At 71.5% G+C, this 25,318-nt stretch carries 24 protein-coding genes and 1 pseudogene; 16 read left to right on the forward strand and 9 right to left on the reverse strand.

The annotated features are described in order from the left end of the window. Positions 1 to 456: pseudogene (locus ACLZOT_RS13365) on the reverse strand (hypothetical protein); the annotation flags it as partial. A gap of 138 nt (positions 457 to 594) precedes the next feature. Then, entirely contained in the window at positions 595 to 2,127 is a 1,533-nt protein-coding gene (locus ACLZOT_RS13370; RefSeq protein ID WP_416969077.1) for a DUF4331 domain-containing protein, read from the reverse strand. A 207-nt stretch (positions 2,128 to 2,334) separates the two neighbouring features. On the opposite strand from ACLZOT_RS13370, the gene ACLZOT_RS13375 reads away from it, so the two are divergent. From ACLZOT_RS13375 to ACLZOT_RS13385, 3 genes are all read left to right on the forward strand, one after another. After that, positions 2,335 to 2,877, forward strand: coding sequence for a sigma-70 family RNA polymerase sigma factor (locus ACLZOT_RS13375; RefSeq protein ID WP_416969078.1), 543 nt, complete (start codon positions 2,335 to 2,337; stop codon positions 2,875 to 2,877). After that, positions 2,874 to 3,707, forward strand: a complete 834-nt coding sequence (locus ACLZOT_RS13380) for an anti-sigma factor domain-containing protein (protein WP_416969079.1) — start codon at positions 2,874 to 2,876, stop codon at positions 3,705 to 3,707. The genes ACLZOT_RS13375 and ACLZOT_RS13380 overlap by 4 nt, the downstream gene beginning before the upstream one ends. A gap of 128 nt (positions 3,708 to 3,835) precedes the next feature. Continuing rightward, positions 3,836 to 4,111, forward strand: a complete 276-nt coding sequence (locus ACLZOT_RS13385) for a hypothetical protein (protein WP_416969080.1) — start codon at positions 3,836 to 3,838, stop codon at positions 4,109 to 4,111. A gap of 193 nt (positions 4,112 to 4,304) precedes the next feature. Here ACLZOT_RS13385 and ACLZOT_RS13390 read toward each other — a convergent pair whose 3' ends face one another. After that, a complete protein-coding gene (locus tag ACLZOT_RS13390; protein ID WP_416969081.1) occupies positions 4,305 to 5,093 on the reverse strand; it encodes an ABC transporter permease in 789 nt (262 codons plus the stop codon). Beyond that, positions 5,090 to 6,058 (reverse strand): ATP-binding cassette domain-containing protein, encoded by a 969-nt coding sequence (locus ACLZOT_RS13395; protein ID WP_416969082.1) that lies wholly within the window; start codon positions 6,056 to 6,058, stop codon positions 5,090 to 5,092. Before ACLZOT_RS13395 ends, ACLZOT_RS13390 begins: the two co-directional genes overlap by 4 nt. Positions 6,059 to 6,121: 63 nt before the next feature. On the opposite strand from ACLZOT_RS13395, the gene ACLZOT_RS13400 reads away from it, so the two are divergent. Continuing rightward, positions 6,122 to 6,838: a TetR/AcrR family transcriptional regulator C-terminal domain-containing protein gene (locus ACLZOT_RS13400; RefSeq protein WP_416969083.1), complete on the forward strand. Its 717-nt coding sequence runs from the start codon at positions 6,122 to 6,124 to the stop codon at positions 6,836 to 6,838. A 35-nt stretch (positions 6,839 to 6,873) separates the two neighbouring features. Here ACLZOT_RS13400 and ACLZOT_RS13405 read toward each other — a convergent pair whose 3' ends face one another. The 3 genes from ACLZOT_RS13405 to hmgA form a co-directional block, all read right to left on the reverse strand. Then, entirely contained in the window at positions 6,874 to 8,010 is a 1,137-nt protein-coding gene (locus tag ACLZOT_RS13405) for a type ISP restriction/modification enzyme (RefSeq protein WP_416969084.1), read from the reverse strand. Positions 8,011 to 8,089: 79 nt separating this feature from the next. Continuing rightward, positions 8,090 to 8,839, reverse strand: coding sequence for a GntR family transcriptional regulator (locus ACLZOT_RS13410; RefSeq protein WP_416969085.1), 750 nt, complete (start codon positions 8,837 to 8,839; stop codon positions 8,090 to 8,092). Then, positions 8,836 to 10,176 (reverse strand): homogentisate 1,2-dioxygenase, encoded by a 1,341-nt coding sequence (hmgA, locus tag ACLZOT_RS13415; protein ID WP_416969086.1) that lies wholly within the window; start codon positions 10,174 to 10,176, stop codon positions 8,836 to 8,838. Before hmgA ends, ACLZOT_RS13410 begins: the two co-directional genes overlap by 4 nt. Before the next feature lie 159 nt (positions 10,177 to 10,335). Between hmgA and ACLZOT_RS13420 the strand changes: the two genes are divergently transcribed. The 9 genes from ACLZOT_RS13420 (at position 10,336) to ACLZOT_RS13460 (ending at position 21,787) form a co-directional block, all read left to right on the forward strand. Beyond that, positions 10,336 to 11,277 carry a nuclear transport factor 2 family protein gene (locus ACLZOT_RS13420; protein WP_416969087.1) on the forward strand — a complete coding sequence of 314 codons (942 nt, stop codon included), beginning with the start codon at positions 10,336 to 10,338 and terminating at the stop codon, positions 11,275 to 11,277. Further along, positions 11,274 to 11,891, forward strand: coding sequence for a TetR family transcriptional regulator (locus ACLZOT_RS13425; protein ID WP_416969088.1), 618 nt, complete (start codon positions 11,274 to 11,276; stop codon positions 11,889 to 11,891). Before ACLZOT_RS13420 ends, ACLZOT_RS13425 begins: the two co-directional genes overlap by 4 nt. 203 nt (positions 11,892 to 12,094) lie before the next feature. Next, positions 12,095 to 14,326: a molybdopterin oxidoreductase family protein gene (locus tag ACLZOT_RS13430; RefSeq protein ID WP_416969089.1), complete on the forward strand. Its 2,232-nt coding sequence runs from the start codon at positions 12,095 to 12,097 to the stop codon at positions 14,324 to 14,326. Between the two features lie 165 nt (positions 14,327 to 14,491). Beyond that, positions 14,492 to 15,961: a CitMHS family transporter gene (locus ACLZOT_RS13435; protein WP_416969090.1), complete on the forward strand. Its 1,470-nt coding sequence runs from the start codon at positions 14,492 to 14,494 to the stop codon at positions 15,959 to 15,961. A gap of 54 nt (positions 15,962 to 16,015) precedes the next feature. Beyond that, positions 16,016 to 17,278 carry an MFS transporter gene (locus ACLZOT_RS13440; protein WP_416969091.1) on the forward strand — a complete coding sequence of 421 codons (1,263 nt, stop codon included), beginning with the start codon at positions 16,016 to 16,018 and terminating at the stop codon, positions 17,276 to 17,278. Positions 17,279 to 17,442: 164 nt separating this feature from the next. Then, positions 17,443 to 18,030 carry a hypothetical protein gene (locus tag ACLZOT_RS13445; RefSeq protein WP_416969421.1) on the forward strand — a complete coding sequence of 196 codons (588 nt, stop codon included), beginning with the start codon at positions 17,443 to 17,445 and terminating at the stop codon, positions 18,028 to 18,030. A 16-nt stretch (positions 18,031 to 18,046) separates the two neighbouring features. Continuing rightward, entirely contained in the window at positions 18,047 to 18,814 is a 768-nt protein-coding gene (locus tag ACLZOT_RS13450) for a class F sortase (protein WP_416969092.1), read from the forward strand. 178 nt (positions 18,815 to 18,992) lie between these two features. Then, positions 18,993 to 20,291 carry an ABC transporter ATP-binding protein gene (locus ACLZOT_RS13455; protein WP_416969093.1) on the forward strand — a complete coding sequence of 433 codons (1,299 nt, stop codon included), beginning with the start codon at positions 18,993 to 18,995 and terminating at the stop codon, positions 20,289 to 20,291. 176 nt (positions 20,292 to 20,467) lie between these two features. Next, on the forward strand, positions 20,468 to 21,787 hold the full coding sequence (locus ACLZOT_RS13460; protein ID WP_416969094.1) for an MFS transporter: 1,320 nt from the start codon (positions 20,468 to 20,470) through the stop codon (positions 21,785 to 21,787). Here ACLZOT_RS13460 and ACLZOT_RS13465 read toward each other — a convergent pair. Continuing rightward, on the reverse strand, positions 21,753 to 22,412 hold the full coding sequence (locus ACLZOT_RS13465) for a TetR/AcrR family transcriptional regulator (RefSeq protein WP_416969095.1): 660 nt from the start codon (positions 22,410 to 22,412) through the stop codon (positions 21,753 to 21,755). The two genes, ACLZOT_RS13460 and ACLZOT_RS13465, sit on opposite strands and share 35 nt — an antisense overlap. 85 nt (positions 22,413 to 22,497) lie before the next feature. Here ACLZOT_RS13465 and ACLZOT_RS13470 point away from each other — a divergent pair, with 85 nt between their 5' ends. The 3 genes from ACLZOT_RS13470 (at position 22,498) to ACLZOT_RS13480 (ending at position 24,754) form a co-directional block, all read left to right on the forward strand. Next, on the forward strand, positions 22,498 to 23,649 hold the full coding sequence (locus tag ACLZOT_RS13470) for an acyl-CoA dehydrogenase family protein (protein ID WP_416969422.1): 1,152 nt from the start codon (positions 22,498 to 22,500) through the stop codon (positions 23,647 to 23,649). A gap of 117 nt (positions 23,650 to 23,766) precedes the next feature. Next, positions 23,767 to 24,054, forward strand: a complete 288-nt coding sequence (locus tag ACLZOT_RS13475; RefSeq protein WP_416969096.1) for a YiaA/YiaB family inner membrane protein — start codon at positions 23,767 to 23,769, stop codon at positions 24,052 to 24,054. 73 nt (positions 24,055 to 24,127) lie between these two features. Further along, complete coding sequence (locus tag ACLZOT_RS13480) at positions 24,128 to 24,754, forward strand: TetR/AcrR family transcriptional regulator (RefSeq protein WP_416969097.1); 627 nt, start codon at positions 24,128 to 24,130, stop codon at positions 24,752 to 24,754. 18 nt (positions 24,755 to 24,772) lie between these two features. Here ACLZOT_RS13480 and ACLZOT_RS13485 read toward each other — a convergent pair whose 3' ends face one another. Continuing rightward, a complete protein-coding gene (locus tag ACLZOT_RS13485; protein WP_416969098.1) occupies positions 24,773 to 25,234 on the reverse strand; it encodes a MaoC family dehydratase in 462 nt (153 codons plus the stop codon). Positions 25,235 to 25,318 lie beyond the last annotated feature (84 nt).

The following is a 25,318-nucleotide window of genomic DNA, read 5'->3' on the forward strand; positions in this document are numbered from 1 at the left end:
AGCCGAAGCCGAAGCCGAAGCCGAAGCCGAAGCCGAAGCCGAAGCCGAAGCCGAAGCCGAAGCCGAAGCCGAAGCCGAAGCCGCGTCTTCTGCCGCGCTCTCAGCGCCCCGCGCCGAGCCGGCCTTCTCCACGGAGTCGGCTTCGTCCGCCGGCCCGGCCTTCTCCACGAAGTTGCCCTCATCCACCGGCCCGGCCTTCTCCGCCGAACCGGCCTCCCGTGAAACGCCGTTGCCCTGCTTACCCTCGTTCTCCATAGTCCCCTTCTCCTCCCCCTCCCCCGAAGAAGCGGCGGGCGCCGAGGAGTTGGCCTCCGGCAGGGGGGCCGTGGGTGTCGGTGCCGCTTCGGCCTGCGGTGAACTTCCCTCGGGCCGCTGCCCCTTCGGCCGGCCGGTGGGGTCCGGGGTGTGTGCGGAGTCCGTCCGGTCCGGTTCGCCGCTGTCGGTGCGCGGGGCCATGCCCTCTCCTCGGTCGCTCTCGGTCTTCCTGCGGTCGGCGCGGCCCGGCCCGTGGGGGACGGTTGTCAGTCCGGGCCGCGCCGGTCTGTGGGGCCGGGGAGTTGCAGGGGTCTCCCCGGCCCGGTCACTGCGTGGGCGTCAGTACGCCCGCCCCCGGCGCCGGAACCACATGAGGCCACCGCCGATGAGGAGCACCCCGGCCGCGCCGGCCCCGGCGGACGCGGCGATCAGGGTGTTGTTGTCGGTGCCCGAAGTCCCGCCGGGCTGAAGGGCGTTGCCGAGCTGGCTGCGGACGTCGTTGCCGCTGTCGACGCCCTTGGCGACGGGACCGCGCGACCCCTCGGTCGGCAGGGCGACGTACGGGAAGTACTTCTCGAAGTTCTTGTCGTTCTTGTCGACCGCGTCGCCCAAGTCGTTCTTGGCGCCGACGAGTTCACCCTCGACGACCTGGAGGGCGGCGTCGATGACGTCGTCGGTGAGGCGACGGCCGTTCGGGAAGCCCGCGTTGTCGCCGTCGAGCACACCGAGCCGCTTGGGGCTGGCGGTGGGCTTGATGGACGTGTTGAGCCGCAGCTGCTCCGAAGGCGTCACGTACGGCGGCTGGTTGAGGCCCTTGACGCCCTTGAGGAACACGTCGACGAGGTCGTTGCGCGGCTCGGCCGGGGCCTTGATCTTGTAGATCGCCTCGATGAGCTTGGGCAGTTCGGGGTTGGTGACGTTCTTGAGGAACTGCCCGTCGTCCTTGGGGACGGACGCGTTGAACTTGTCCTTGTCCTTGATGGGGTTGACGACCTCGTTGACCAGCGGGTTGCCGAGCCGGGAGACCTGCTCGTACTTGCCGCGGGCGTTCTCGCGCTGGGTCGTCGACCAGATGCCGACGATCGGCTGGTGCGCGGCCTCGCGGATCATGTCGTTGGGCACCTGGAGGGCGATGGTGTTGACGTTGTAGCCCTTGAGGGTGTCGTTGCCGACCTCGGAGAGGTTCCCGCCGTAGAGCAGGTCGAAGACGCGCAGGTCGAGGAAGAACGGGTCGTCGGCCTGGCCGGCGAAGGTCTTCGCGCCGTTGGAGAGCTTGTAGATCGCCTGGTCACGCAGCTTGGCGTAGTTCGGCATGGACGCCTTGCCGACGTTCGACGGGGCGACCGGCGCGTCGTTGGCGATCTTCGTCGTCTGCTGGACCTTGCCCTTCTTGAGCTTGATCAGCTCCAGGTCGTAGGTCTGCGTGACGTTCAGGTCCTTGTCGTCGAGGCTCTCGACCGCACCCGTGTTGTAGAGGAACGTCTTCTTGTTCTTGACGTGCGTCTTGAACGTGTAACGGAACGTCAGATCCTGCTTCGCGTCACCGTCGTTGTCGATGTTCAGGTCGTACTGGGCGTCCTCGGCGAACGGGAAGAAGTTCGGGCCGCCGGCCGGCTCCTCGAAGGGGATCCAGTTCGCGATCAGCGTCGTGGTGTCCGGGTGGTCCGGGCTCACGAACGCGTACACGTCGGTGTTGTCGTACTGCGGGGTGCCGGAGATCAGCGGGGCTTCGCGGTGGCTGGAAGCGGCGGCGACCCCCGGTTCCAGCAGGGCCACCGAAGCGGCGGTGAGTCCGCCCGCGGCCAGCGCGCCACAGACCAGGGTCGCGATGCTCCTGCGCCCTGCGGCGCTGCGGAAGTTAGGTGTCGTCATGCCGTCCGTCCTGAGGTCCCAACTTGCTTGACGGACGGGTATACGGAGCGGAAGGGCTGTTCGGATTGGTCGATCTGAAGTTTTTTTATTTTTGCTCCCGACCCGCGTTTCAGGTCGCCTCATCCGTACTTCCACCGGAGGTGTGTGCGCGTGCGAGTGCCTGGTGTGAGGGGACGGCCCGGCTGCGGCCGCGGAGAGGGGAACCGCATGGAGGCGGACGAGCTGCTGGTGCTCGTGGCGCGAGGCGACCAGCGGGCCTTCGAGCAGTTGTACGGTCTGGTGTCCGGTCCGGTGTTCGGTCTCGTACGGCGCGTCCTGCGCGATCCGTCGCAGTCGGAGGAGGTGACTCAGGAAGTGCTGTTGGAGTGCTGGCGCTCGGCCGCCGGCTTCGACCCCGCGCGCGGCAGCGCCCTGTCGTGGATCCTCACCCTGGCTCACCGCCGCGCCGTCGACCGGGTGCGCAGCGTGCGCGCGGCCGGCGAACGCGAGCAGCGCGAGGCCCTGCGCACCCACCACCCGGCCTTCGACCAGGTCTCCGAAGAGGTCGAGGCGGGCATGGAACGCGAATGGGTACGCCGCTGTCTCGGCCGGCTGACGACGCTCCAGCGTCAGTCCGTCACTCTCGCGTACTACGACGGCTACACGTACCGTGAAGTGGCCGAGCGGCTCTCCCTGCCGCTGGGCACGGTGAAGACGAGGATGCGCGACGGGCTCACGCGGCTGCGCAACTGCCTGGGAGGTGCCGCATGAGCGTCCTGAACCGTCTGCTGGGCAGAGGGGACCTCCACTCACTGGCCGCCCCCTACGCCCTCGACGCACTGGACGGCGACGAGCGCCGCCGCTTCGAGAAGCACCTGCGTTCCTGCACCTCCTGCGCCGCCGAGGTCCGTGAACTCGCCGAGGACGCCGTCCGGTTGGCCTGGTCGACGGCGGCCCCGGCGCCGGCCGCGCTGCGCGACCGGGTGCTGGCCGCCGTCCAGGTCACCCCGCAGGAGCCGACGGGGGCGCGCGCTGTTCAGGAGCGCGCGCCTCAGCTTCCGCCGCACGTATGGGGCGCGCAGCCGCCACCCGGGCGCTCCCGTGCTTCACGCGCCCCGCGTGCGCGCCGTCCGCTCTTCGCGCCGTTCGCCATCGTCACGGCCGCCGCCGCGCTCGTCGTCGCCTCCCTCTTCGCGGTCCAGACCAGCCGTACGCAGGACCGGTTGGACGCCGCGCAGGACCGCGCCCGGGACATCGCGCAGGTGCTCTCGGCGCCGGACGCCCGCGCCGGGAGCGGCCGGGACGCGCAGGGCCGCAGCATCGGCGTCATCGCCTCCGCGTCGGAGGGCGACGCGATCGTCACGCTGCGCGGGTACGGCGGACTCGGCGGCGGCCAGGTGCATCAACTCTGGCTGATGCGGCCCGATGTGCAGCCGCGTTCGCTCGGACTCTTCGACGGCGACACGCCCTTGGTGGCGACGGGTCTCAGCTCCGACGCGACGTCACTCGCTGTGACGGTGGAGCCCGCCGGCGGGTCACCTCAGCCCACTTCGCAGCCAGTTGTCCAACTCGCCCTGAAATCGGTCGGATTCGGAGAGTAATCGCGGGGGAGTCGTCAACCCCCTTGCGGGGAAGGGTGATCCTGTGAACGCGATACACGCGTGACCCCGGGGGGAGATAGGGTTAACCTGCCCGGGGTCGGGTGGACTCGTACGGGTGGGGAGTGACGATGGAACAGATAACGATGCACAGCAGGGCCAGGGTCCCTGCGATCACGTGCGGTAGCAGCGCGACCAGTTCGCGGCTCGACCGCCATCTCTCGGTGCTGGCGGGTCCCGCCGTACCGCAGCGGGAGGCGGCCGAGGCGACCTCGCTCATGCGGGAGCTGACCGCGCGCGACAACCGGCACCAGCCCAGTGACCAGGGCCGACGGGTGAGTCGCGTCTCGCTCTTCGCGCCCCTGCGCAGGCTCCGCCGCAGCCTGTTCGGGAGCCGCCGGCACTGACGGGTTCCCCGGTCCAGGCGTCGCGTCCCCGGCCGCGGTCCGTCGTCCCCACGGCCGCGGAGGTGCCTGGCGTGTCTCACCCGGAAGCGGGTCCCCGACTCCCGCCTCCCCAACACCCGTGCTCGGTTTGTCCAGTTGTGCCGCGAACCGCCGAAGTCTTCCCCAACTCCGGCGGTCCACCACCCCGTTCACCTCACCGCTGGACACCCGCGTACCGCCGTACCGCCAACGGCCCGAAGACGCCCAGCAGTACGGCGCACCACAGCAGGGAACCGGCGACCGGATGCGCCACCGGCCAGGCCGCACCCTCCGGCACGGGCGCGTTGCCGAACAGGTCGCGCAGCGCTGTCGTCAGCGCGCTGATCGGATTCCACTCGGCGGTCGTGCGCAGCCAGCCCGGCAGGTTGTCGGTCGGGATATAGGCGTTGGACAGCAGCGGCAGCATGAACGTCGCGCTGCCGAGCTGCCCGGCGGCCTCCTCGCTGCGGGAGAGCAGCCCGAGGAAGACACCGGCCCAGGTGCAGGCGAACCGGAACAGCAGCAGCAGCGCCAGCGCCCCGGCCGCCGCGAGCGCCGAGCCCTCGACCCGCCAGCCCACCGCCAGCGCCACCAGCAGGAACGGCACCGTCCCGGCCGCCGTCACCACCAGGTCGGCCACCGTCTGCCCGAGCGGCACCGCCGCCCGGCTCACCGGCAGGGTCCGCAGTCGGTCCGTCACCCCGCGGTGGACGTCCTGGGCCGCCTGGAACATCCCCGTCATGATCCCGTTCGCCGCGGTCGCCACCAGCAGCCCGGGCACGAGCACGGAACGGTACTGCGCACCCGGCATCGCCAGCGCGCTGCCGAAGACGTAGCCGAAGAAGAGCAGCATCGTGATCGGCATCGTCTGGGTCAGGATCACCAGCGCCGGGTTGTTGCGGACCCGCAGCAACTGCCGCCCGACCATGGCCGTTCCGTCGTACCGGAGCGTCGTCGCGGTCATGCCGCCCTGCCTTCCTGGGCGTCGTCCGTGATGTGAGCGTTGTCGGTGAGGCGCAGGAACGCCTCGTCGAGGGTCGGTGGCCGCAGGCTCGCGTCGAGCAACGGCACGCCCGCCGCGTCGAGTTCGCGCACCAGGCGGGGGAGAGTGAGCGTGGTGTCGCGGGTGACCGCGCCGACCGCGCCCCGCTCGTGGTCGAACACCGGTTCACCGCCGGTGAGTTGGTCGAGCACTGCGGCGGCCTTCGCGAGCAGGTCCGGATCGGCGACGACGGCCTCGGCGTGCGTGCCGACAACCGCCTTGAGTTCGGCGGGTGTTCCGGTCCGTGCGACCCGACCCCGGTCCACCAGGGCGACGGTGTCGGCGAGTTGGTCCGCCTCCTCCAGGTACTGCGTGGTGAGCAGCACCGTCGTACCCCGCCGCTTCACCTCCCGTACGGCGTCCCAGACGTCGTTCCTGCTGGCCGGGTCGAGGCCGGTGGTCGGCTCGTCGAGGAAGAGCACGGCCGGCCGGCGCACCAGGCTCGCCGCGAGGTCGAGGCGGCGCAGCATCCCGCCCGAGTAGGTGGACGCCGGCCGGTCGGCGGCCCCGGCGAGGCCGAACCGCTCCAGGAGTTCGGCGGCGCGCTCTCCCGGCCCCGGCACCCGGTGCAGCCGGGCGAACAGGCGCAGGTTCTGCCGGCCGGTGAGGTCGCCGTCGACGGAGGTGCTCTGCCCGGTGACGCCGATCGCGCGGCGTACGGCGGCGGCCTCGCGGACGAGGTCGTACCCCGCCACGCGCGCGGAGCCGGCGTCGGGCCGCAGCAGGGTCGTCAAGAGGCGTACGGCCGTCGTCTTGCCCGCGCCGTTGCGGCCCAGGACGCCGCAGACCGTGCCCTCGGGGACGGCGAGATCGAGTCCCCGCACGGCGTGGACCTCGCCGAACCGCTTCTCCAGACCTTCACTAAGTACAGCGTACGTAGAAGTCATGGTGCGACCATAGCGCACTACGTACGGTGTACGTAACTAAGATGGGGGGCGAGGTGATGAACGATGGCGGGCCGCCCGTCCGTACCCGAAGTGATCTGGACCCGTCCCGAGCGGACCGGCCGGGGGCCCAAGCCCGCGTACACGCGCGCCGACATCGCGGCGGCGGCCGTCAAGATCGCCGACGCGCGCGGGCTCGACGAGGTCTCCATGCGGCATGTCGCCGCCGAACTGGGCTGCGGGACCATGTCGTTGTACAACTACGTCCCCCGCAAGGAGGACCTGTACGAGCTGATGATGGACGCCGTCAGCGGTGAGCACGAGCTGTGGGAGCCGGGCGGGGACTGGCGGGCCGACATGCTCCGCGTCGGGCACCAGACCCGCGGGCTGATGCTGCGCCACCCCTGGCTGCCGCGCCTCATGTCCGCGTCCTACGGCTTCAGCCCCAACGCCCTGCGCTACCTGGAACACTGCCTGACCTGCCTGGACCCGCTGACCTCGATGACGTACGGCATGAAGATGCAACTCGTCGCGATGATCAACGGGGTCGTCACCGTGTACGTCTCCGGTGAGCTGGCCGCCACCGAGCGCACGCGCTCACTGCCCTGGTCCGAGGAGGAGGAGAACGCCGTCCGGATCGCCTACCTGGGAGCGCAGGTCATGAGCGGCCGGTACCCGCGCATGGCCGCCGCGTTCACGGAGGATCCCGGGCCGATCGACCTGGAGGCGGTGTTCGAGGAAGCGCTCAAGCGGGTACTGGACGGCTTCGTACCCAGGGCCTAGACCCAGGGCCTGGATGCAGTGCCTGGACCCAGGGCTCAGAGCAGGGTGAACTGCCCCTCCGGGCCCTCCTCCCGGTGGTCGAGCACCGAGGCGGGGCGGTAATACCTGCGGGGGACGGGTACGACGCCCGCCTCGCCGAGATCCTTGATCCGGTGCTCCGCCTCGAACGGCTCCCGCGCCTCCGCGAGCAGCGTCAACACCGTGACCAGCTCCAGGAGTTCGGACGTCCACGCCTGCGGCCACGCCGTGGGGCCGACGGCGGCGAGGGTGCCCGGGGGCGCGTCCTGGGCCGTCCTGCGCGCGAACCACTGCTCCAGTACCCGTACGCCTCCCGCCTCGAAGTCCCACGCCTGTGCCGGGACGGGGGAGACGCGGCCCTCGTCGAGGTGGAGGGACTCCTCCTCGCGGTCGTACCGGAGAGTGACGGGGCGTGGCGGGAGCGGTGCGCGGACGTAGGGGCGGCGTCCGCCGGGGAGCCTCGGGCGGTCCCCGTCCCTGCGGTGCAGCCACAGGAGACGGCGGCCCCTGCGGATGCCCTCGGCCCAGACCTCGGGGTCGTCCGTGAGGGGGACCCGTAGCTCTGTGGGGGGAGTCGTCGCGAGGATCCAGGCGAGGACGTCCTCGGGACCGACGGGCGTGCCCAGGACGCCGCTCAGATGCTCCAGGAGCCCCGGCGCCAGGTTCGGTTCCCGGCCGCCCGGACGGCGGTACAGGGGGCGGATCCGGGCCGGGCGCAGGAGCGGCAGCAGGGAGGTGGCCAGCAGGGCGTCCGGGGTCTCCACGAGAAACACCTGACCGGCGCCGGCCACCCGCCACAACTCCGGCCGCGCCACGTCGATCAGCCGGTGGTCGGGGATCAACCACTGCTCGTCGTACGGCGCGTACAGCACCCGCACCGGCGCGGGACAGGGCCCCTCGGCATGCGCGAGCCTGCCGGTGTCCGTGGCCTGCCCCGGCAACTGCGCCACCGCCGACTCCGGACTCCGCGCCCGGGACGGCTCGAACAACGCCGCCCGCTCCACCCTCTCCGCCCCCACCAGCACATCCCAACGCGCCCGCAGCGAGGCGTCGTCGGGCCCCACCGGCCACCCCCGCCCCACCCTCGGCGGCGCGACGGCCCACGGCATGAGGTCCCCGAGCGGCGGAGCGTCGTCGTGCGTCACGCTGGGCATGGTACGTCGGAGTCGGGGCGGGCCGTAGAGGGGACATAGGGGTTCATGTCGACCCGGGTGACTTTCGCCGGACGCCCGCTCATGGTGCCTCCAGCGTCACCGTGAACGAGAAGCGGTCGCCCCGGTAGTGGATGACCGCGACGTCCAGGACCCGGCCCGATGTGTCGTAGGTGATGCCCGTGTAGTGCAGGATCGGGCTCAGCAGCGGGACTTGGAGGAGGCGGGAGGTTTCCGGGTCCGCGAGGCGGGCTTCCACCGTGTCGGTGATGCGGGCTATGTCGGCGTGGGCGATGTCGCGCAGGGCCTTGGTCATGGGGTGGCGGGTGAGGTCGTCGGGGGTGATGCGGGCGGCGAGTTCGGGGCGGATCCAGTTGCGGGCGTGGTTGGTGGGGACGCCGGTCTGTTCGTCGGAGCGCAGGCGGTGGTACGTCGTGAGGTTCGGCAAGTCCGGGAAGTGGGGCGCCAGTTCGGGTGGGGTCGGGACCTCGCTGTGGGCCAGGAGCGCGGTGCGCATGCCCGACTGCTGGGCGACGATCGCGTCGATCGAGCCCAACAGGCGTACCGGCGTGCCGCGTTGGGCGGTGGGTTCGATGAAGGTGCCCCGGCGGCGGTGGCGGGAGATGAGGCCCTCGGTCTCCAGTTCCTTGAGCGCCTGGCGCATGGTGAGGACGCTGACGCCGTAGTGGCCCGCGAGTTGTTCCTCCGTGGGCAGGCGCAGGGGTGCGTCGGGCGCGCGGCCGAGGATCGACGCGCGCAGGGACTGCGAAACCTGGTACCACAGAGGGAGTTTGGCGTTGAGGGTGAGGGAGTCGGGGGCGAAGGAGGTCACGGCTCCAGCCTGAAGCTGCGGTGCCCGGGACGGAAGTGCCGCTCCAACCCCTGCCAGACATCGTCGTACCGCTCCTGAAGGTGCTCCCCGGCGTGTGCCGCGAGCGTGATCGGCCAGCGCGTCTCGAACATGAACGCCAGCCCGTCGTCGAGGCGTTGGGGCTTCAGCTCGGCGCGGCTCGCCCGCTCGTACGTCTCCCGGTCGGGCCCGTGCGCGGACATCGTGTTGTGCAGCGAACCCCCGCCCGGCACGAAGCCCCCCTCTCCGGCGGCCTTCGCGTCGTACGCCCCCTCGATCAGCCCCATGTACTCGCTCATCACGTTCCGATGGAAGTACGGCGGCCGGAACGTGTCCTCGCCGACCAGCCAACGCGGCGCGAACACCACGAAGTCGACGCCGGCCAGCCCCGGTGTGTCCGACGGGGACGTCAGCACCGTGAAGATCGACGGGTCGGGATGGTCGTACGAGATGGTCCCGATCACGTTGAAGCGCCGCAGGTCGTACACGTACGGGACGAGGTTGCCGTGCCAGGCGACGACGTCGAGCGGGGAGTGGTCGTACGTCGCTTGCCAGAGGTTGCCGCAGAACTTGTTCACCACCTCGACGGGGCCTTCGACGTCCTCGTACGCGGCGACCGGCGCCTTGAAGTCCCGTGGGTTCGCGAGGCCGTTGGCGCCGATCGGGCCGAGGTCGGGGAGGCGGAAGGGGGCGCCGTAGTTCTCGCAGACGTACCCGCGGGCGGTCGCGTCGAGGAGGGTGACACGGAACCGTACGCCGCGCGGGATCAGCGCCATGTGCCCAGGCTCCGCGTGGAGTTGCCCGAACTCCGTGTCCAGCAGGAACCCGCCGCGCTCGGGGACGATCAGCAACTCCCCGTCCGCGTCGGAGAAGACGCGGTCCATCGAGGCGTTCGCGTGGTACAGGTGCACGGCCATGCCGGCGCGCTGCGTGGCGTCGCCGTTGCCGCCGACCGTCCACAGACCGGCGAGGAAGTCGGTGCCGGGGGCGGGCTCCGGGAGGGGGTTCCAGCGCAGCCGGTTGGGGTCCGGGACGGCCTCGGTGAAGGGGCCCGTACGGATCGCGCCGTTGTCCGTCCGGGCGAACGCGGGGTGCGCCGCGCTCGGCCGGACCCGGTACAGCCACGAACGCCGGTTGTGGGCGCGCGGCTCCGTGAACGCCGTACCGCTGAGCTGCTCCGCGTAGAGGCCGAGCGGGGCACGCTGGGGGGAGTTGCGGCCCTCGGGGAGGGCGCCGGGCACCGCCTCCGAGCTGTGCTCGTTGCCGAAGCCGGTGAGGTAACCCAGTCCCTCCGCGGTCTTACGGGCGTCCGTGGCCATCGTCGCTCCCTCGCGTCCGAATCCTCTGTATCACCGTAGGAATGAAGGGGCCGGCTCGCAAGAGGTACCCGGGTAGTCCTCTGGGAGGACGATCAGGGGGTGACGAGAACCAGACTTCAGGGGGATTCGAGCGGCGGAGCGCTGTTCTAGGCTCTCGGCATGTCGTGGACGCGTGGGTTTCTCGCCGCGCTCGCGGTCTGTGTCCTGCTGCCGGCCGGACTCGCGGGCTGCGGGTCGAGCGCCGGCTCCGAACAGGGAGACGGGAAGAACGGTGCGTCGACCGCGCCTGCCGGAAAACTCCTGGAGGACACGGACGAGGCGGGCCGCCGGTACCGGGAGGTGAACAGCAAGGGGGCGCCCTGGGTCGGCGTCCAGGTCGAACCTGACTCCGACGGGACCTGGGAGGTCCGGCTCACCCTGCGCAACTTCCGCCTCTCGCCCCAGGGCGGCGCGGCGCGCGCCGTGGAGGGCCGCGGGGTCGCCCGGCTCTACGTCGACGAGAAGCCGCTCGCCGAACTGCGCACCCCGCAGTACCGCATCGGCGCGGGCTACCTGCCCCACGGCACCCACCACGTCACGGCCCGGCTGTACGCGGACGACGGCACGGTGTGGGCGGTCGACGGCAAGGCGGTGCAGAGCACGGCGGACATCACGGCGTCGGAGCCGGAGGCGTCACCGGGGCCGACGGGGGCGGGGTCGCCCTCGCCCTCGCCTGCGGGGGGTGCCTCGGGAGCGCGGGGTACGGCGAATCCTGCGTTGGGCTCGTTGGGCTCGGTGGGCGGCGCAGGCGCGGGCGTCGCGGCGGCCTGGACGAGCGCAGGAGTCGTCGGTGCCGGGCAGCGGCAAGGGGCCGGGGTTCTCCCGGCGACCGCCTCGGGTACGCCGTTCCCGGTGGCCTCGCCCGCCTCCTACGGCCACCTGTCCGCCTCGTACGCCTCCCTCGTCATGGTCACCCCCCACCTCCCGCCCTCCGGGAGCCCCCCGTCCCTCTCCGGTGCTACGGCGGTAACCTCTAGCACCTCCGCGGAGCCGAGCGCGGCCGGCAGCCCGTTCCGTCCCCAGGGGCGAGGTGTCCCGGTCCCCGGCGGAAAGGCGTCATGAACTCCGTGCCCCAAGAGACATCGCTGCGCCGCGCGCCCGTCCAGCGCCGCAGTGCGGAACGGCTGACCAGGATCCTCGACGCGTGCGCGGATCTCCTCGACGAGGTGGGCTACGACGACCTCTCCACCCGGGCCGTCGCCCAGCGGGCCGGCGTGCCCATCGGGTCCGTGTACCGCTTCTTCGGGAACAAGCGGCAGATGGCCGACGCGCTGGCCCAGCGCAACCTGGAGAGGTACTCCGCACGGGTGACCGAGCGGCTGAGGCGGGCCCGCGCCGGGGACTGGCGGGCGGCGATGGACGCGGTGCTCGACGAGTACCTGGAGATGACCCGTACCGCCCCCGGCTTCTCCCTCGTCGACTTCGGCAACCAGATCCCGGTCGGCTCCCGGCACGCCGAGCCCAACACGCGCGTCGCCGACCGCCTCACGGAACTCCTCTCGGACTACCTCGACCGCGCCCCCGACGACGACCTCCGCCGGACGTTCCTGATCGCCGTCGAGACCGCCGACACCCTGGTCCACCTGGCCTTCCGCCTCTCCCCGGAGGGGGACGAGAGGGTGATCGAGGAGACGCGGGAGCTGTTGCGGGCGTATCTGGCGAGGGTGCTGGACTGAGGCGCCGAGGGGGCAGGTTGGGGCCGGCTCAGGGCCGGCCGGGGGTCGGCTCGGGCGAGGCTCCTCAAGGGTTTCCCCAAGGGGCTCGCCGTAATACCTACCGGTCGGTACGCTCGGAGGGGTAGTACCCGAGCAGTAGTGCCTGAGCAGTAGTACCCACGTCGTAGTACCCGCGCCGAAGCCGCCGCCCCCCGGGAGGACCCGTGTCCCGAACCGCCCTGCGTGTCTGCCCCCTGTGCGAGGCCACCTGCGGCCTGACGCTCACGATCGAGGGGACCGCGGTCACCCGGGCCCGGGGAGACCGGGACGACGTGTTCAGCAAGGGCTTCGTGTGCCCCAAGGGCGCCTCCTTCGGGGCCCTCGACGGTGACCCCGACCGCCTGCGGACCCCGCTCGTCCGCCGGGACGGCGAGCTGCGGGAGGCGACCTGGACGGAGGCGTTCGACGCCGTGGCCGCCGGAGTGCGGGGCGTCGTCGAGCGGTACGGCGCCGACTCGGTCGGCGTGGTGCTGGGCAACCCCAACGTGCACACCGTCGCCGGCGCGCTCTACCCGCCCGTCCTGCTCGCCGGCCTCGGCACGCGCAGCTACTTCACCGCCTCGACGGTGGACCAGATGCCCAAGCACGTCTCCTCCGGCCTCCTCTTCGGCGACGCGAACGCCATCCCCGTACCCGACCTCGACCGCACCGGCCACCTCCTGCTGATCGGCGCCAACCCCCTTGAGTCCAACGGGAGTCTGTGCACGGCCCCCGACTTCCCGGGCCGCCTCAAGGCGCTGAAGGCGCGCGGCGGCACCCTCGTCGTCATCGACCCACGCCGCACCCGCACCGCGAAGCTCGCCGACCGCCACGTCCCGATCCGCCCGGGTACGGACGCCCTGCTGCTCGCGGCGATGGCGCACACCCTGTTCGAGGAAGACCTCGTGGCGCCTGGGGAGTTGACCCCGCACCTCCAGGGCCTGGCCGAACTCCGGGACGCCGTAGGCGAGTTCACCCCCGACGTCGTGGCCGCCGCCTGCGACGTCGACGCCGGCACGATCCGCACGCTCGCCCGGGACCTCGCGGCCGCCCCGACTGCCGCCGTGTACGCGCGGATCGGGAGCTGCACGGTCCCGTACGGCACGCTCACGAGCTGGCTCGTGGACGTCCTCAACATCCTCACCGGCAACCTGGACCGCGTCGGCGGTGCCCTCTTCCCGCAGGCGGCGACGGACAGGACGCCGCGTCCGGCGGGCCCCAGTCACGGGTTCGCGCTGGGCAGGTGGCGGTCGCGGGTGAGTGAACACCCGGAGGCCAAGGGCGAGTTGCCGCTCTCCGCGCTGGCCGAGGAGATCGACACGGCGACGGCGGAGGGCGAGCCGATCCGCGCGCTGATCGCCGTCGCCGCGAACCCGGTGCTGTCCGCGCCGGACGGCGACCGCCTCGACAAGGCCCTGTCCGGGCTGGAGTTCATGGTCAGCGTCGACCCCTACCTCAACGAGACCTCCCGGCACGCCGACGTCGTCCTGCCCCCGCCGCCGCCCTCGCAGAGCCCGCACCACGACTTCGCGCTCAACACCCTCGCCATCCGCGCCCAGGTCCGCTACAACCGGGCCGCGATCCCGCTGGAGCCCGGCCGTATGGCCGAGAGCGAGATCCTCGCGCGTCTCACCCTCGCCGCGACCGGCATGCACGGCGCCGACCCCTCCGCCGTCGACGACCTGGTCATCGCCCAGACCCTCGGCAAGGCCGTCAAGGAGGCCCACTCCCCGGTCCACGGCCGCGACCCCAAGGACCTCGCCGACCGGCTCACCGGCGAGAACGGCGTGGAGCGCCGCCTCGACCTGATGCTCCGCCTCGGCCCGTACGGCGACGGCTTCGGGGTACGGCCGGACGGGGTCACCCTGGAGAAGGTGCTCGCGCATCCGCACGGCATCGACCTCGGCCCGCTGCGCCCGCGCCTCCCGCAGCCGCTGAAGACGAGGAGCGGCAAGGTCGAGCTGTTCCCCGAGCCGATCGCCGCCGACCTGCCGCGACTTGCCGGCGCGATGACCCGACTCCCCGACGGACTGGTCCTGGTGGGCCGTCGCCACCTGCGCTCCAACAACAGCTGGATGCACAACGTGCCGCCCCTGACCGGCGGTTCGAACCGCTGCACCCTGCACGTCCACCCCGACGACGCCGAACGCCTCGGCATCACCGACGGCGGGCGCGTCCGCGTCAAGGGGGCCGGGGGAGCGGTCACCGCGCCCGTCGAGGTCACCGACTCGGTGCGGCGCGGCGTCGTCAGCCTCCCGCACGGGTGGGGCCACGACCGCCCCGGCACCCGGATGAGCCACGCCGCGCTCGATCCCGGCGTCAACGTCAACCAGATCCTCGACGGCCGGCTGCTGGACCCGCTGTCGGGGAACGCGGTCCTCAACGGCGTACCCGTCGAGCTGGACCCCGTGAGCTGACGGCGCGATCCGGCCCCCGGTACTAGAGCTCTAGTACCTGACCTGGAGTTTTGCGCTTATTGCTCGCGTGTCAACGTCTTGTTAACACTCTCGCGGGCCACCTAACGTCGTCGCACCGCCAGCCCCCGGTGGGATGTTCAAGGGCGAACGTTAGGTATCCAACTCATGCTGACCATCCTCGGCTTCACCATGATCGCGACATTCCTTGTCCTGATCATGCTGAAGAAGATGTCGCCGATCGCGGCGCTCGTACTGATCCCCGCGCTGTTCTGCGTCTTCGTCGGCAAGGGCGCCCACCTCGGCGACTACGTCATCGACGGCGTCACCGGCCTCGCACCCACCGCGGCGATGCTCATGTTCGCGATCGTCTACTTCGGTGTGATGATCGACGTCGGCCTCTTCGACCCGATCGTCCGGGGCATCCTGAAGTTCTGCAAGGCCGACCCGCTCCGGATCGTCGTCGGTACGGCGCTCCTCGCGGCGATCGTCTCCCTCGACGGCGACGGCTCCACGACCTTCATGATCACCGTCTCGGCGATGTACCCGCTGTACAAGCGGCTGAAGATGAGCCTGGTCGTGATGACCGGTGTCGCCGCGATGGCCAACGGCGTGATGAACACGCTGCCCTGGGGTGGTCCGACGGCCCGTGCGGCGACCGCGCTGAAGCTCGACGCGAGCGACATCTTCGTCCCGATGATCCCGGCGCTGGCCGTGGGCCTGGCCTTCGTGATCGCCCTCTCGTACGTCCTCGGCCGCCGCGAGCGCAAGCGGCTCGGGGTGCTGACGCTGGACGAGGTGCTGGTCGAGGAGAAGACCGTCGAGTCGGAGACGGTGCTGGTCGGCGCGGGTACTACGGGTACTACGGGTACTACGGAGGCCAAGGGCGGCGCCGGGGGTACTACGGGTACTACGGGGTCCACGGGCTCCACCGGAGGTACTACGGGGCCCACGGGTACGACGACCGGCGACGACAGCGACGAGGACGACGACGGCTTCCGGGTCCTCGACCCCGACCGCCCCACCCTGCGCCCCAAGCTCTACTGGTTCAACGCCCTCCTGACGGCCGCTCTCCTCACCGCGATGATCATGGAGTGGCTGCCGATCCCGGTGCTGTTCCTGCTCGGCGCGGCCCTCGCCCTGACCGTCAACTTCCCCCACATGCCCGACCAGAAGGCCCGCCTCGCCGCCCACGCCGAGAACGTCCTCAACGTCTCCGGGATGGTCTTCGCCGCCGCCGTCTTCACCGGCGTCCTCAAGGGCACCGGCATGGTCGACCACATGGCCCGCTGGCTCGTCGACAACATCCCCGACGGCATGGGTCCCCACATGGCCTTCGTCACCGGCCTGTTGAGCCTCCCGCTCACCTACTTCATGTCCAACGACGGCTTCTACTTCGGCGTCCTGCCCGTCCTCGCCGAGGCCGGCCAGGCCCACGGTGTCTCCTCGCTGGAGATCGCCCGCGCCTCCCTCGTCGGCCAGCCGCTGCACATGTCCAGCCCGCTCGTCCCCGCCGTCTACGTCCTCGTCGGCATGGCGAAGGTCGAGTTCGGCGACCACACCCGGTTCGTCGTCAAGTGGGCCTGTCTCACCTGCCTGGTGATCCTCGCGGCGGGCATGCTCTTCGGGATCATCTAGCTCCGTAGTACCAGCGGGGGATCCGGCTCGACCGGCGTACATCTGGAGGTACTTGTGAGGCCCGGCAGGAACCGCGGCTGGCTGCTCAGGCTCGTCGTCGCCTTCTCCTTCGCGCAGGGGGCGGTGTCGATGGCCCGGCCCGCCGTCTCCTACCGGGCCCTCGCGCTGGGCGCGGACGAGCGGGCGGTCGGCGTCATCGCGGGGGTGTACGCGCTGCTGCCGCTCTTCGTCGCGGTCCCGCTGGGACGCCGTACGGATCACGGGCGGTGCGCGCCGCTGCTGCCGGCCGGGGTCGTCCTGATCGCGGGCGGCTGCGCGCTGAGCGGGGCCGCCGACTCGCTGTGGGCGATGGCTCTTTGGAGCGGGGTGATGGGGCTCGGGCACCTCAGCTTCGTCATCGGCGCGCAGTCGCTGGTGGCCCGGCAGTCCGCGCCGCACGAACAGGACCGCAACTTCGGGCACTTCACCATCGGCGCCTCCCTCGGCCAGCTCGCCGGACCCGTCGCCGCCGGCGCCCTCATCGGCGGCGACGACCTCGCCGGGACCAGCGCGCTCGCCCTGCTCGTCGCGGGGGCGGGCGCGGCCGTCGCGGTCAGCTCGCTGTGGCGGATCGAGGACCGCGAGACGATCCCCGAGTCCCGTACGAGGCAAGGTGACCGGGTCTCCGTGACGGGGATCCTGCGGACCCGGGGCGTGCCCGCCGGGATGCTCGTCAGCATGTCGGTGCTGTCCGCGACGGACATCCTCACCGCCTACCTCCCCGTCGTCGGCGAGCACCGCGGCATCTCCCCGGCGGCCGTCGGTCTCCTCCTCAGCCTGCGCGCCGCCGCCTCCATCGCCTGCCGGCTGATCCTGACGCCGCTGCTGCGGCTGCTCGGCCGAACCTGGCTCCTCACCCTGACCTGTCTGCTGGCCGCCCTGCTCTGCGCGGCGATCGCGATTCCCGTACCGGTGTGGGTACTTGGCACGGTCCTCGCGGCGCTCGGCTTCTGCCTGGGCGTGGGCCAGCCCCTCTCGATGACGACGGTCGTCCAGGCGGCCCCCGCCTCCGCCCGCTCGACGGCCCTCGCGCTGCGCCTCACCGGGAACCGTCTCGCCCAGGTCGCGGCGCCCGCCGGGGCGGGTCTGACGACGGGTGTCGCCGGGGTCGCGGCGCCGTTCCTGATGCTGGGGGTGCTGTTGCTGCTGTCGGCGGGGGTGGCGCTGCGGGCACCGAAACCTCCGGGGGAGGGGGTACCCGAGGGGGAGGTACCTGAGAGGGACCGTTCTCCGCGGCGGCGAGGGCGCCTCTCGTTGAGCCGTAGGAGTGAGGACTGACGTCCCGCACGGCGATGTTGCCGCCCACCTCGTATCTCATGGGCACAGGCTTCCGAAAAAGATGACAATCATCTGACTCGGAGGACTGTGTGATCCGCAGGTATCACTCTCGCCCGTACCCCTCCCGTGGGGCCGCCGCCCTGACGGCGCTCGCCGCCACCGGGATGACCTTCCTGGGAGCCACGGCCGCCGTCGCCGCCCCCGGTGACAACGGCGACGTCAAGATCCACATGGTGGACACCGCGATCGGCGCCCAGGCCAACCAGCCGAAGGTCTGCCGGTTCTACCTCGACGCCTTCAACTTCGACACCGCCCAGGGCATCACCTGGACGATCCAGCCGCAGGGCGGGAACTCCGGCACGACGGCCACGCTCTCCGACTCGCTCACCCTGGCGAACGGCACGGGCGTCACCGAGAACCTGCTGCTGCCGACCGGGCAGTACAAGCTGACCTGGAAGATCGTCGGCGGCAACGGCGCGGGCAAGATGAAGGTGTTCAAGGTCGACTGCCCGGACCTGCCCACGAGCCCGCCGAGCAGCCCGCCGCCGGGCGGCCCGGGCGGCCCCGGCGGTGGTCCGGGCGGGCCCGGCGGCGGCCCCGGCGGGCCGAACGGCGGTCCCCCGGCGGGCGGCGGCGGCCTCGCCGAGACCGACACCTTCAGCCCGCTGGCCGGCGCGGCGGCCGTCGGCGTCACCGCGGTCGGCGCGGTGGCCTGGTTCCGGCTCCGGCGCCGCCCGCACGGTGCCGCGTAGCTCCGGAGCGGTACGCATGCCCCGGACCCCCGGCGCCTTTCCGGGCGCCGGGCCCGGCCCACAGGTACGGCGGCGTCCCCCCGTACGTCCCTGGTACCGCACCCGCGCCTACCGCCTCACGCGCACCCTCGTCGTGGCCGCCGCGCTGACGACCGGCTGTGTGTGGTGGGCCGGCGACCCGGCGCCCCCGACGGTCACCGCGGCGCCCGGTGCGCACAGCCCCGGCTCCGACGCGAAGAGCGTCCTCCCGGCGTCCGGCCCCGCCGCGAGGAGCACGCCTCCGGCCGCCCGCGCCGCAGCGAGGGGCGTACCCCCCTACCCGTCCCCCTCCAGAGCCACCCGCCTCGTCATCCCCTACCTCGATGTCGACGCCCCCGTCATGCCCCTGCCCCTCGGCCGGGACCGGCACCTCACCGCGCCGCCCGTCGACGACCCCAACCTGGTCGGCTGGTACACCGGCGGCCCCGCACCCGGCCGCCCCGGTACCGCCGTCGCCGTGGGGCACCTCGACACCCACACCGCCCGGGCGGTCTTCGCCGGGCTCAAGGAACTCACCCCGGGTCACCTCGTGGAGGTACGCCGCGCGGACGAACGGACCGCCGTCTACACCGTCGACAAGGTCACGACGTACGACAAGAAGAGCTTCCCCGACCGGGAGGTGTACGGGGACCGGGGGCGGGCGGAGCTACGGCTGATCACGTGCGCGGGACGGTACGACCGGAAGGCGGGGTACTCGGCGAACACCGTCGTCTTCGCGCATCTCACCGAGGTGCGCAAGCGCTGAACAGCCGTTCAGGCAGCGCCGGTTGACACACAGTCGTACTGAATCCGGACGTCCGCTTTCTCACCCCTCGGACCGTGTCGCCCGATCCCTTCCCCCACCCGCGTGCCGTCCGTTAGCTTCCCATGCTCACCCGTCCCGTACGACCCGTGGGGGACGGCCGGCGCCGGGGACGAGGCTCATGACACGCGCGATCTCTCTGCACGACGTGAGCAAGGTGTACGCGAAGGGCGCCCGGGTGGTGGACGGGCTGACCCTGGACGTCGAACCGGGGGAGTTCCTGGTGCTGCTCGGCCCGTCCGGATGCGGCAAGTCGACCGTGCTGAGGATGATCGCCGGCCTGGAGGAGATCACCGAGGGCGAGTTGCTGCTCGACGGCGCGTACGCCAACGAACTCCCGCCGTCCGGACGGGACATGGCGATGGTGTTCCAGAACTTCGCGCTGTACCCGACCATGACGGGCCGCGCCAACATCGGCTTCCCGCTGCGGATGGAGTCCCCGGCGGTGGACCCGTCCCCCCAAGTGGACGCCACCGCGCGGATGCTGGGCATCGAGGACCTGTTGGAGCGCTACCCCTCCCAGCTCTCCGGCGGTGAGCGCCAGCGCGTGGCGATGGGCCGGGCGCTGGCCCGCCACCCCTCCGCGTTCCTGATGGACGAGCCGCTCTCCAACCTCGACGCGAAGCTCCGCACCCACTTACGGGCCGAGATCTCCCAGCTCACCGCCGGGCTGGGCGTCACGACCCTGTACGTCACACACGACCAGGCCGAGGCGATGTCGCTCGGCGACCGGGTCGCCGTCCTGCGCGGCGGCGTCCTGCAGCAGGTGGACACGCCGCGCACCGTCTACGCGCTGCCCCGCAACGTGTTCGTCGCCGCGTTCGTCGGGACCCCCAGGATCAACCTCCTGCGCGGGGTGGTCCGCGCCCCGCTCGACGGCGCGATGTCGATCGGCCTCGGCCGGCAGGCCCTGCGGCTGCCCGAACCCCTGTCCCCGGAACACAAGTTGCTCCGCGTCCAGCAGGGCCGCGAGGTCATCGTCGGCCTGCGCTCCGAGGCGATCCGCATCGCCCCCGGCCGCGCGGCACGCCCGGGCGAGACCCTGATCACCGGCCTGGTCCGGCATGTCGAGTTCCAGGGCCACGAGGTCCTGGCCCACTTCGACACGGGCTCGACCCCCGCCCAGGTCCCCGCCCTGGAGTCCCCCCGCCCCACGCCGCCCCGCCCGCCCCACCGCCGCGGGACACGGCCGCTCCTGCCCCGCCTGCGCCGTCACCCCCTACCCCAGGCGACGCCACCGCCCCCTACCCCTCCCCCTCAGGTGGCAGGCGACCTGATCGTGCGCGCCACCCCGGACCTCGACCTCCGCCCCGGCGCCCAGCTCCCCCTCCTCGTCGACCTCACCCACCTCTTCGTCTTCGACCGCCAGGGCGAACGCGTCTCCCCGGCGCCGGCCCACCTCCCGGACCTGGCGGAGTAACCCCGCGGAGTAACTCCCAGGTAGCCCCTACCCCTGAGCCCTCACCTCTGAGCCCCGCGTGAGTCCCCGCCCTCGAACAGGTCGATCACCCTGTTTCTCGTCCACTCCGTTGACCCCATACCGTCCGGTCAGTATGTTCCCGGGAACGTCCCCCGCACCCCACGGAGTGTGCACGCATGGACACGTTCCCCACCGCTCACCCCCGCACCACCCCCACCCCCAAGGCGTCCCACCGCCGGGTCGCCACGGCCGCCGCGCTCGCCTCGGCCGTGGAGTGGTACGACTACTTCGTCTTCGGGATCGCCGCCGCTCTGGTGCTCGGAGACCTCTACTTCCCGTCGGGCAGCTCGACCGCCGGGATCCTCGCCGCCTTCGCGACGTTCGCCGTCGGCTTCCTGGCCCGCCCGATCGGCGGGATCGTCGCGGGCCAGCTCGGCGACAAACGGGGCCGCAAGCCGATGCTGGTCCTCGCGCTGACCCTGATGGGCGTCGCGACCACCGGCATCGGGCTCCTCCCGACGTACGAGACGATCGGCGTGGCCGCGCCGGTCCTGCTGGTGCTGCTGCGCGTCGTGCAGGGCATAGCCGTCGGCGCCCAGTGGGGCGGCGCGATGCTGCTGGCGACCGAGTACGCGCCGGAGGGCAAGCGCGGCATCTACGGCAGCTTCGTCCAACTCGGCGTCCCCATCGGCGTGGTGAGCGCGAACTCCGTCTTCCTGCTGGCCGGCGCCTTCACGAGCGAGAGCTCGTTCGAGGCGTGGGGCTGGCGAGTCCCGTTCGTCGTCGGCCTGTTCGTCCTCGCGCTCGCCTGGTACATCCACCGCCATGTCGAGGAGACCCCCGAATTCCGGGCGGCGGAACGGGAGTTGGCCGAGAAGGAGAAGTCGGAGCAGAGCTCCCCGCTGCGCACCGTCCTGCGTCACCACCTCGGCACCGTCCTGCTCGCGGGCGGCTCCTTCGCCGTGAACACCGCGACGTTCTACATCCTGATCACCGGCGTCCTCGACTACACGACCCGCGACCTCGACATGAAGCGGAGTTCGGTGCTGACGGTCTCGCTCTGCGTCAGCCTCACCCAACTCGTCCTGATCCCCGCCTCGGCCGCCCTCTCCGACAAGGTCGGCCGGATCAGGATCTACGCCTTCGGCGCGGCCGGCATCGCCCTGTGGGCCGTACCGATGTTCCTTCTCATCGACACCGGCTCGCTGCTGTGGCTGGCCGTCTCCACCTTCGTCGCCGGGTGTTTCCTCAGCGTCATGTACGGGCCCCAGGCCGCCCTGTTCGCCGAGCTGTTCACCCCGGAGATGCGCTACACCGGGGCCTCGCTCGGCTACCAGATCGCGGCGGTCGCGGGCGGCGGACTCGCGCCGTTCGTGATGGTGCTGCTCCTGGAGACGACGGGTACGTCGATGTCGGTCTCGGCGTACATCATCGGACTCTCGGTGATCGCCCTGCTCTCCATCAAGGTCCTTGCGGACCGGGCCCGTTCGCGCTGAGCCGGGCGAACTGCCCCTCCAGGCCGTCCAGCAGAGCCGTGAGCCCGGTCTCGAAGGCCCGCTCGTCCACCTTCTCCTGCTGCTCGGCCAGCAGATGCGCCTGGCCGAGGTGGGGGTAGTCGGCGGGGTCGTACGCGCCGCGGTCCTTCACGAACCCGCCCGCGAACGACCCCAGCGCCGACCCCATCACGAAGTACCGCATCAGCGCCCCCACGGACGTCGCCTGCGCGGCCGGCCACCCCGCCCGGACCATCGCGCCGTACACCGCGTCGGCGACCCGTAGTCCCGCAGGTCTACGACCAGGGCCCTGGGCGAGTACGGGGACGATGTTGGGGTGGTCCCGCAGAGCGGCCCGGTACGACGTCGCCCAGTCGTGCAGCGCGGTGCGCCAGCCGCGGCCGTCCTCGAACATCGACAGGTCGACCCGGGCGCTCACCGCGTCCGCGACCGCCTCGACGATCTCGTCCTTGGTGCGGAAGTGGTTGTACAACGAGGGCCCGCTGACGCCGAGTTCGGCGGCGAGCCGGCGCGTCGAGAGCGCGGCGAGCCCCTCCGCGTCGATCAGCTCCCCGGCCGCGGCGACGATCCGTTCGGTGCTCAGCAAGGGCTTGTGCGGTCGGGCCATGGCGTTCATAGTAGGGCTGCGCCAGAAAACTAGCAGTGGTAATTTACCGCTGCGGGAACCGCCGGACGGATCGGGGAGCGGCACTGTGAACCTGGAACTCACCGAGGAGCAGACCGCCGTCCAGCGCCTCGCCCGGGACTTCGTCACCCGCGAGATCACCCCGCACGTCCGCGACTGGGACCGCGCCGAAGCCGTCGACCGGGGCATCGTCGAGAAACTCGGCGAGGTCGGCTTCCTCGGTCTCACGGTCGACGAGGAGTACGGCGGCAGCGGCGGCGACCACCTCGCGTACTGCCTGGTCACCGAGGAGCTGGGGCGCGGCGACTCCTCGGTGCGCGGCATCGTCTCCGTCTCCCTCGGCCTCGTCGCCAAGACGATCGCTGCCCGGGGGAGCGAGGAGCAGAAGCGGCAGTGGCTCCCAGGTCTGACGTCCGGGTCGTACCTGGGGTGCTTCGGACTGACCGAGCCCGGCACCGGCTCCGACGCCGGGAACCTCGTCACCCGGGCCGTACGTGAGGGTGACACGTACGTCGTCAACGGCACCAAGATGTTCATCACCAACGGCACGTGGGCCGACGTCGTCCTGCTCTTCGCGCGCTCCACCGATGCCCCCGGGCATCGCGGCGTCTCCGCGTTTCTCGTCCCCACCGACACCCCCGGCCTCACCCGCCGCACCGTCCACGGCAAGCTCGGGCTGCGCGGGCAGGCCACCGCCGAGCTGGTCTTCGAGGACGTCCGCATCCCCGCGTCCGCGCTGCTCGGCGAGGAGGGCAAGGGGTTCTCCGTCGCGATGTCGGCGCTGGCCAAGGGGCGGATGTCGGTCGCGGCCGGCTGCGTCGGGATCGCGCAGGCCGCGCTGGACGCGGCCGTCGGGTACGCGGGGGAGCGCGAGCAGTTCGGTGCGCCGATCGCGGGCCGGCAGCTCGTGCAGGAACTGCTCACCGACATCGCGGTCGACGTCGACGCCGCCCGCCTGCTGACCTGGCGCGTCGCCGACCTCGTCGACCGGGGGCTGCCCTTCGCCACCGAGGCGTCCAAGGCGAAGCTCTTCGCCTCCGAGGCCGCCGTACGCGCCGCGAACAACGCGCTCCAGGTCTTCGGGGGGTACGGGTACATCGACGAGTACCCGGTGGGGAAGCTGCTGCGGGACGCGCGGGTGATGACCCTGTACGAGGGGACCAGCCAGATCCAGAAGCTGGTGATCGGGCGGGCGCTGACCGGGGTGTCGGCCTTCTGAGCCACCTCAGGGGAGCTACCTCCCCGGTACCCCTGAGCTGAGTACCTCCTGAGGCTGAGTACCTCCTGAGTACGACAGCGGATGTGGCGCGGGCCACATCCGCCGAGACTCGTCCCCATGAGTGACACACCCGTCAAGCAGCAGAACACCGCCGCTTTCTACGGCCAGGCCGTGGCCTCCTTCTCCATCGCCATGGCGGCCACCGCCGTCGGCATCTACCAGCTCACCGCCGACGCCTGGGTCCGCGCCTTCCTCGCGATAGCCGTGCTGTACCTGGTGACGTCCTGCTTCACCCTCGCCAAGGTGATCCGCGACCGCCAGGAGGCCGGCCGTATCGTCAGCCGCGTCGACCAGGCCCGCCTGGAGAAGCTCCTCTCCGAACACGACCCGTTCGAAAAGCTCTGACCGGCCCGGCTAAGCGCCCGCTCACCTTCGGCTGTATGGTAGGGCGACTGTCTGTGAGAAGGGTCGGTGAGCGATGAGTACGGCGCAGGACACGATCGGCGGCGAGGCCGAGCCGTGGGAAGAGGTCACGCCCGACGCCGCCCGGCGTCTGCTGGTCGCCGCCGTCGAGGCGTTCGCCGAGCGCGGCTACCACGCCACCACCACCCGCGACATCGCCGGCCGCGCCGGCATGAGCCCGGCCGCGCTCTACATCCACTACAAGACCAAGGAGGAGCTGCTCCACCGGATCAGCCGCATCGGCCACGACAAGGCGCTCGGCATCCTGCGCACCGCCGCCGGCCGCGAGGGCAGCGCCGCGGCCCGCCTCGCCGACGCGGTCAGCTCCTTCGTCCGCTGGCACGCCGTACGCCGTACGACCGCCCGCGTCGTGCAGTACGAACTCGACGCCCTCGGCCCCGACGCCCGCGCCGAGATCGTCGCCCTGCGCCGCGAGGTCAACGCGGAGGTGAGCGGGATCCTCGACGACGGGGTCGCCTCGGGGGAGTTCGACGTCATCGACGTACGCGGGACGACGCTCGCGATCCTCTCCCTGTGCGTGGACGTCGCCCGCTGGTTCAACGTGAACGGGACGCGGACGCCGGAGGAGGTCGGCGAGCTGTACGCCGACCTCGTACTGCGGATGGTGGGGGCGGCGAAGTAGCCCTCCGGAGGTAGCTCTCTAGAGGTAGTACCGCGACACCGACTCCGCCGCGCACACCGGCTTGTCGCCGCCCTCGCGCTCCACCGTGAACGCGAGGGTGATCTGCACCCCGCCCTGGACGTCCTCGACGGAGCTGACCCGCGCGGTGGCGCGCAGCCGGGAGCCGACCGGGACCGGCGCGGGGAAACGGACCTTGTTCGTCCCGTAGTTGACGCCCATCTTCGCGCCGTCGACCTGGATCAGCTGGGGTCCGAACAGCGGCAGCAGCGACAGCGTCAGATAGCCGTGCGCGATGGTCGTGCCGAAGGGCCCGGTCGCCGCCTTCTCCGGGTCGACGTGGATCCACTGGTGGTCCCCGGTGGCCTCCGCGAACAGGTCGATCCGCTTCTGGTCGACCTCCACCCAGTCGCTGTACCCCAACTGCTCGCCCACCGCCGCCTTGAGCTCGTCGGCGGACGTGAAGATCCTCGGCTCTGCCATGGTCCCGGCCTCTCGCTGCGCGTCCCTGTGACATCCTGAAGTCTAAGCAACTGCTTAGCATGGTCGGTCGAGGGGGCCCTGTCA

The sequence above is a fragment of the Streptomyces sp. 4F14 genome, from assembly GCF_048159485.1.
Lineage (GTDB): Bacteria > Actinomycetota > Actinomycetes > Streptomycetales > Streptomycetaceae > Streptomyces.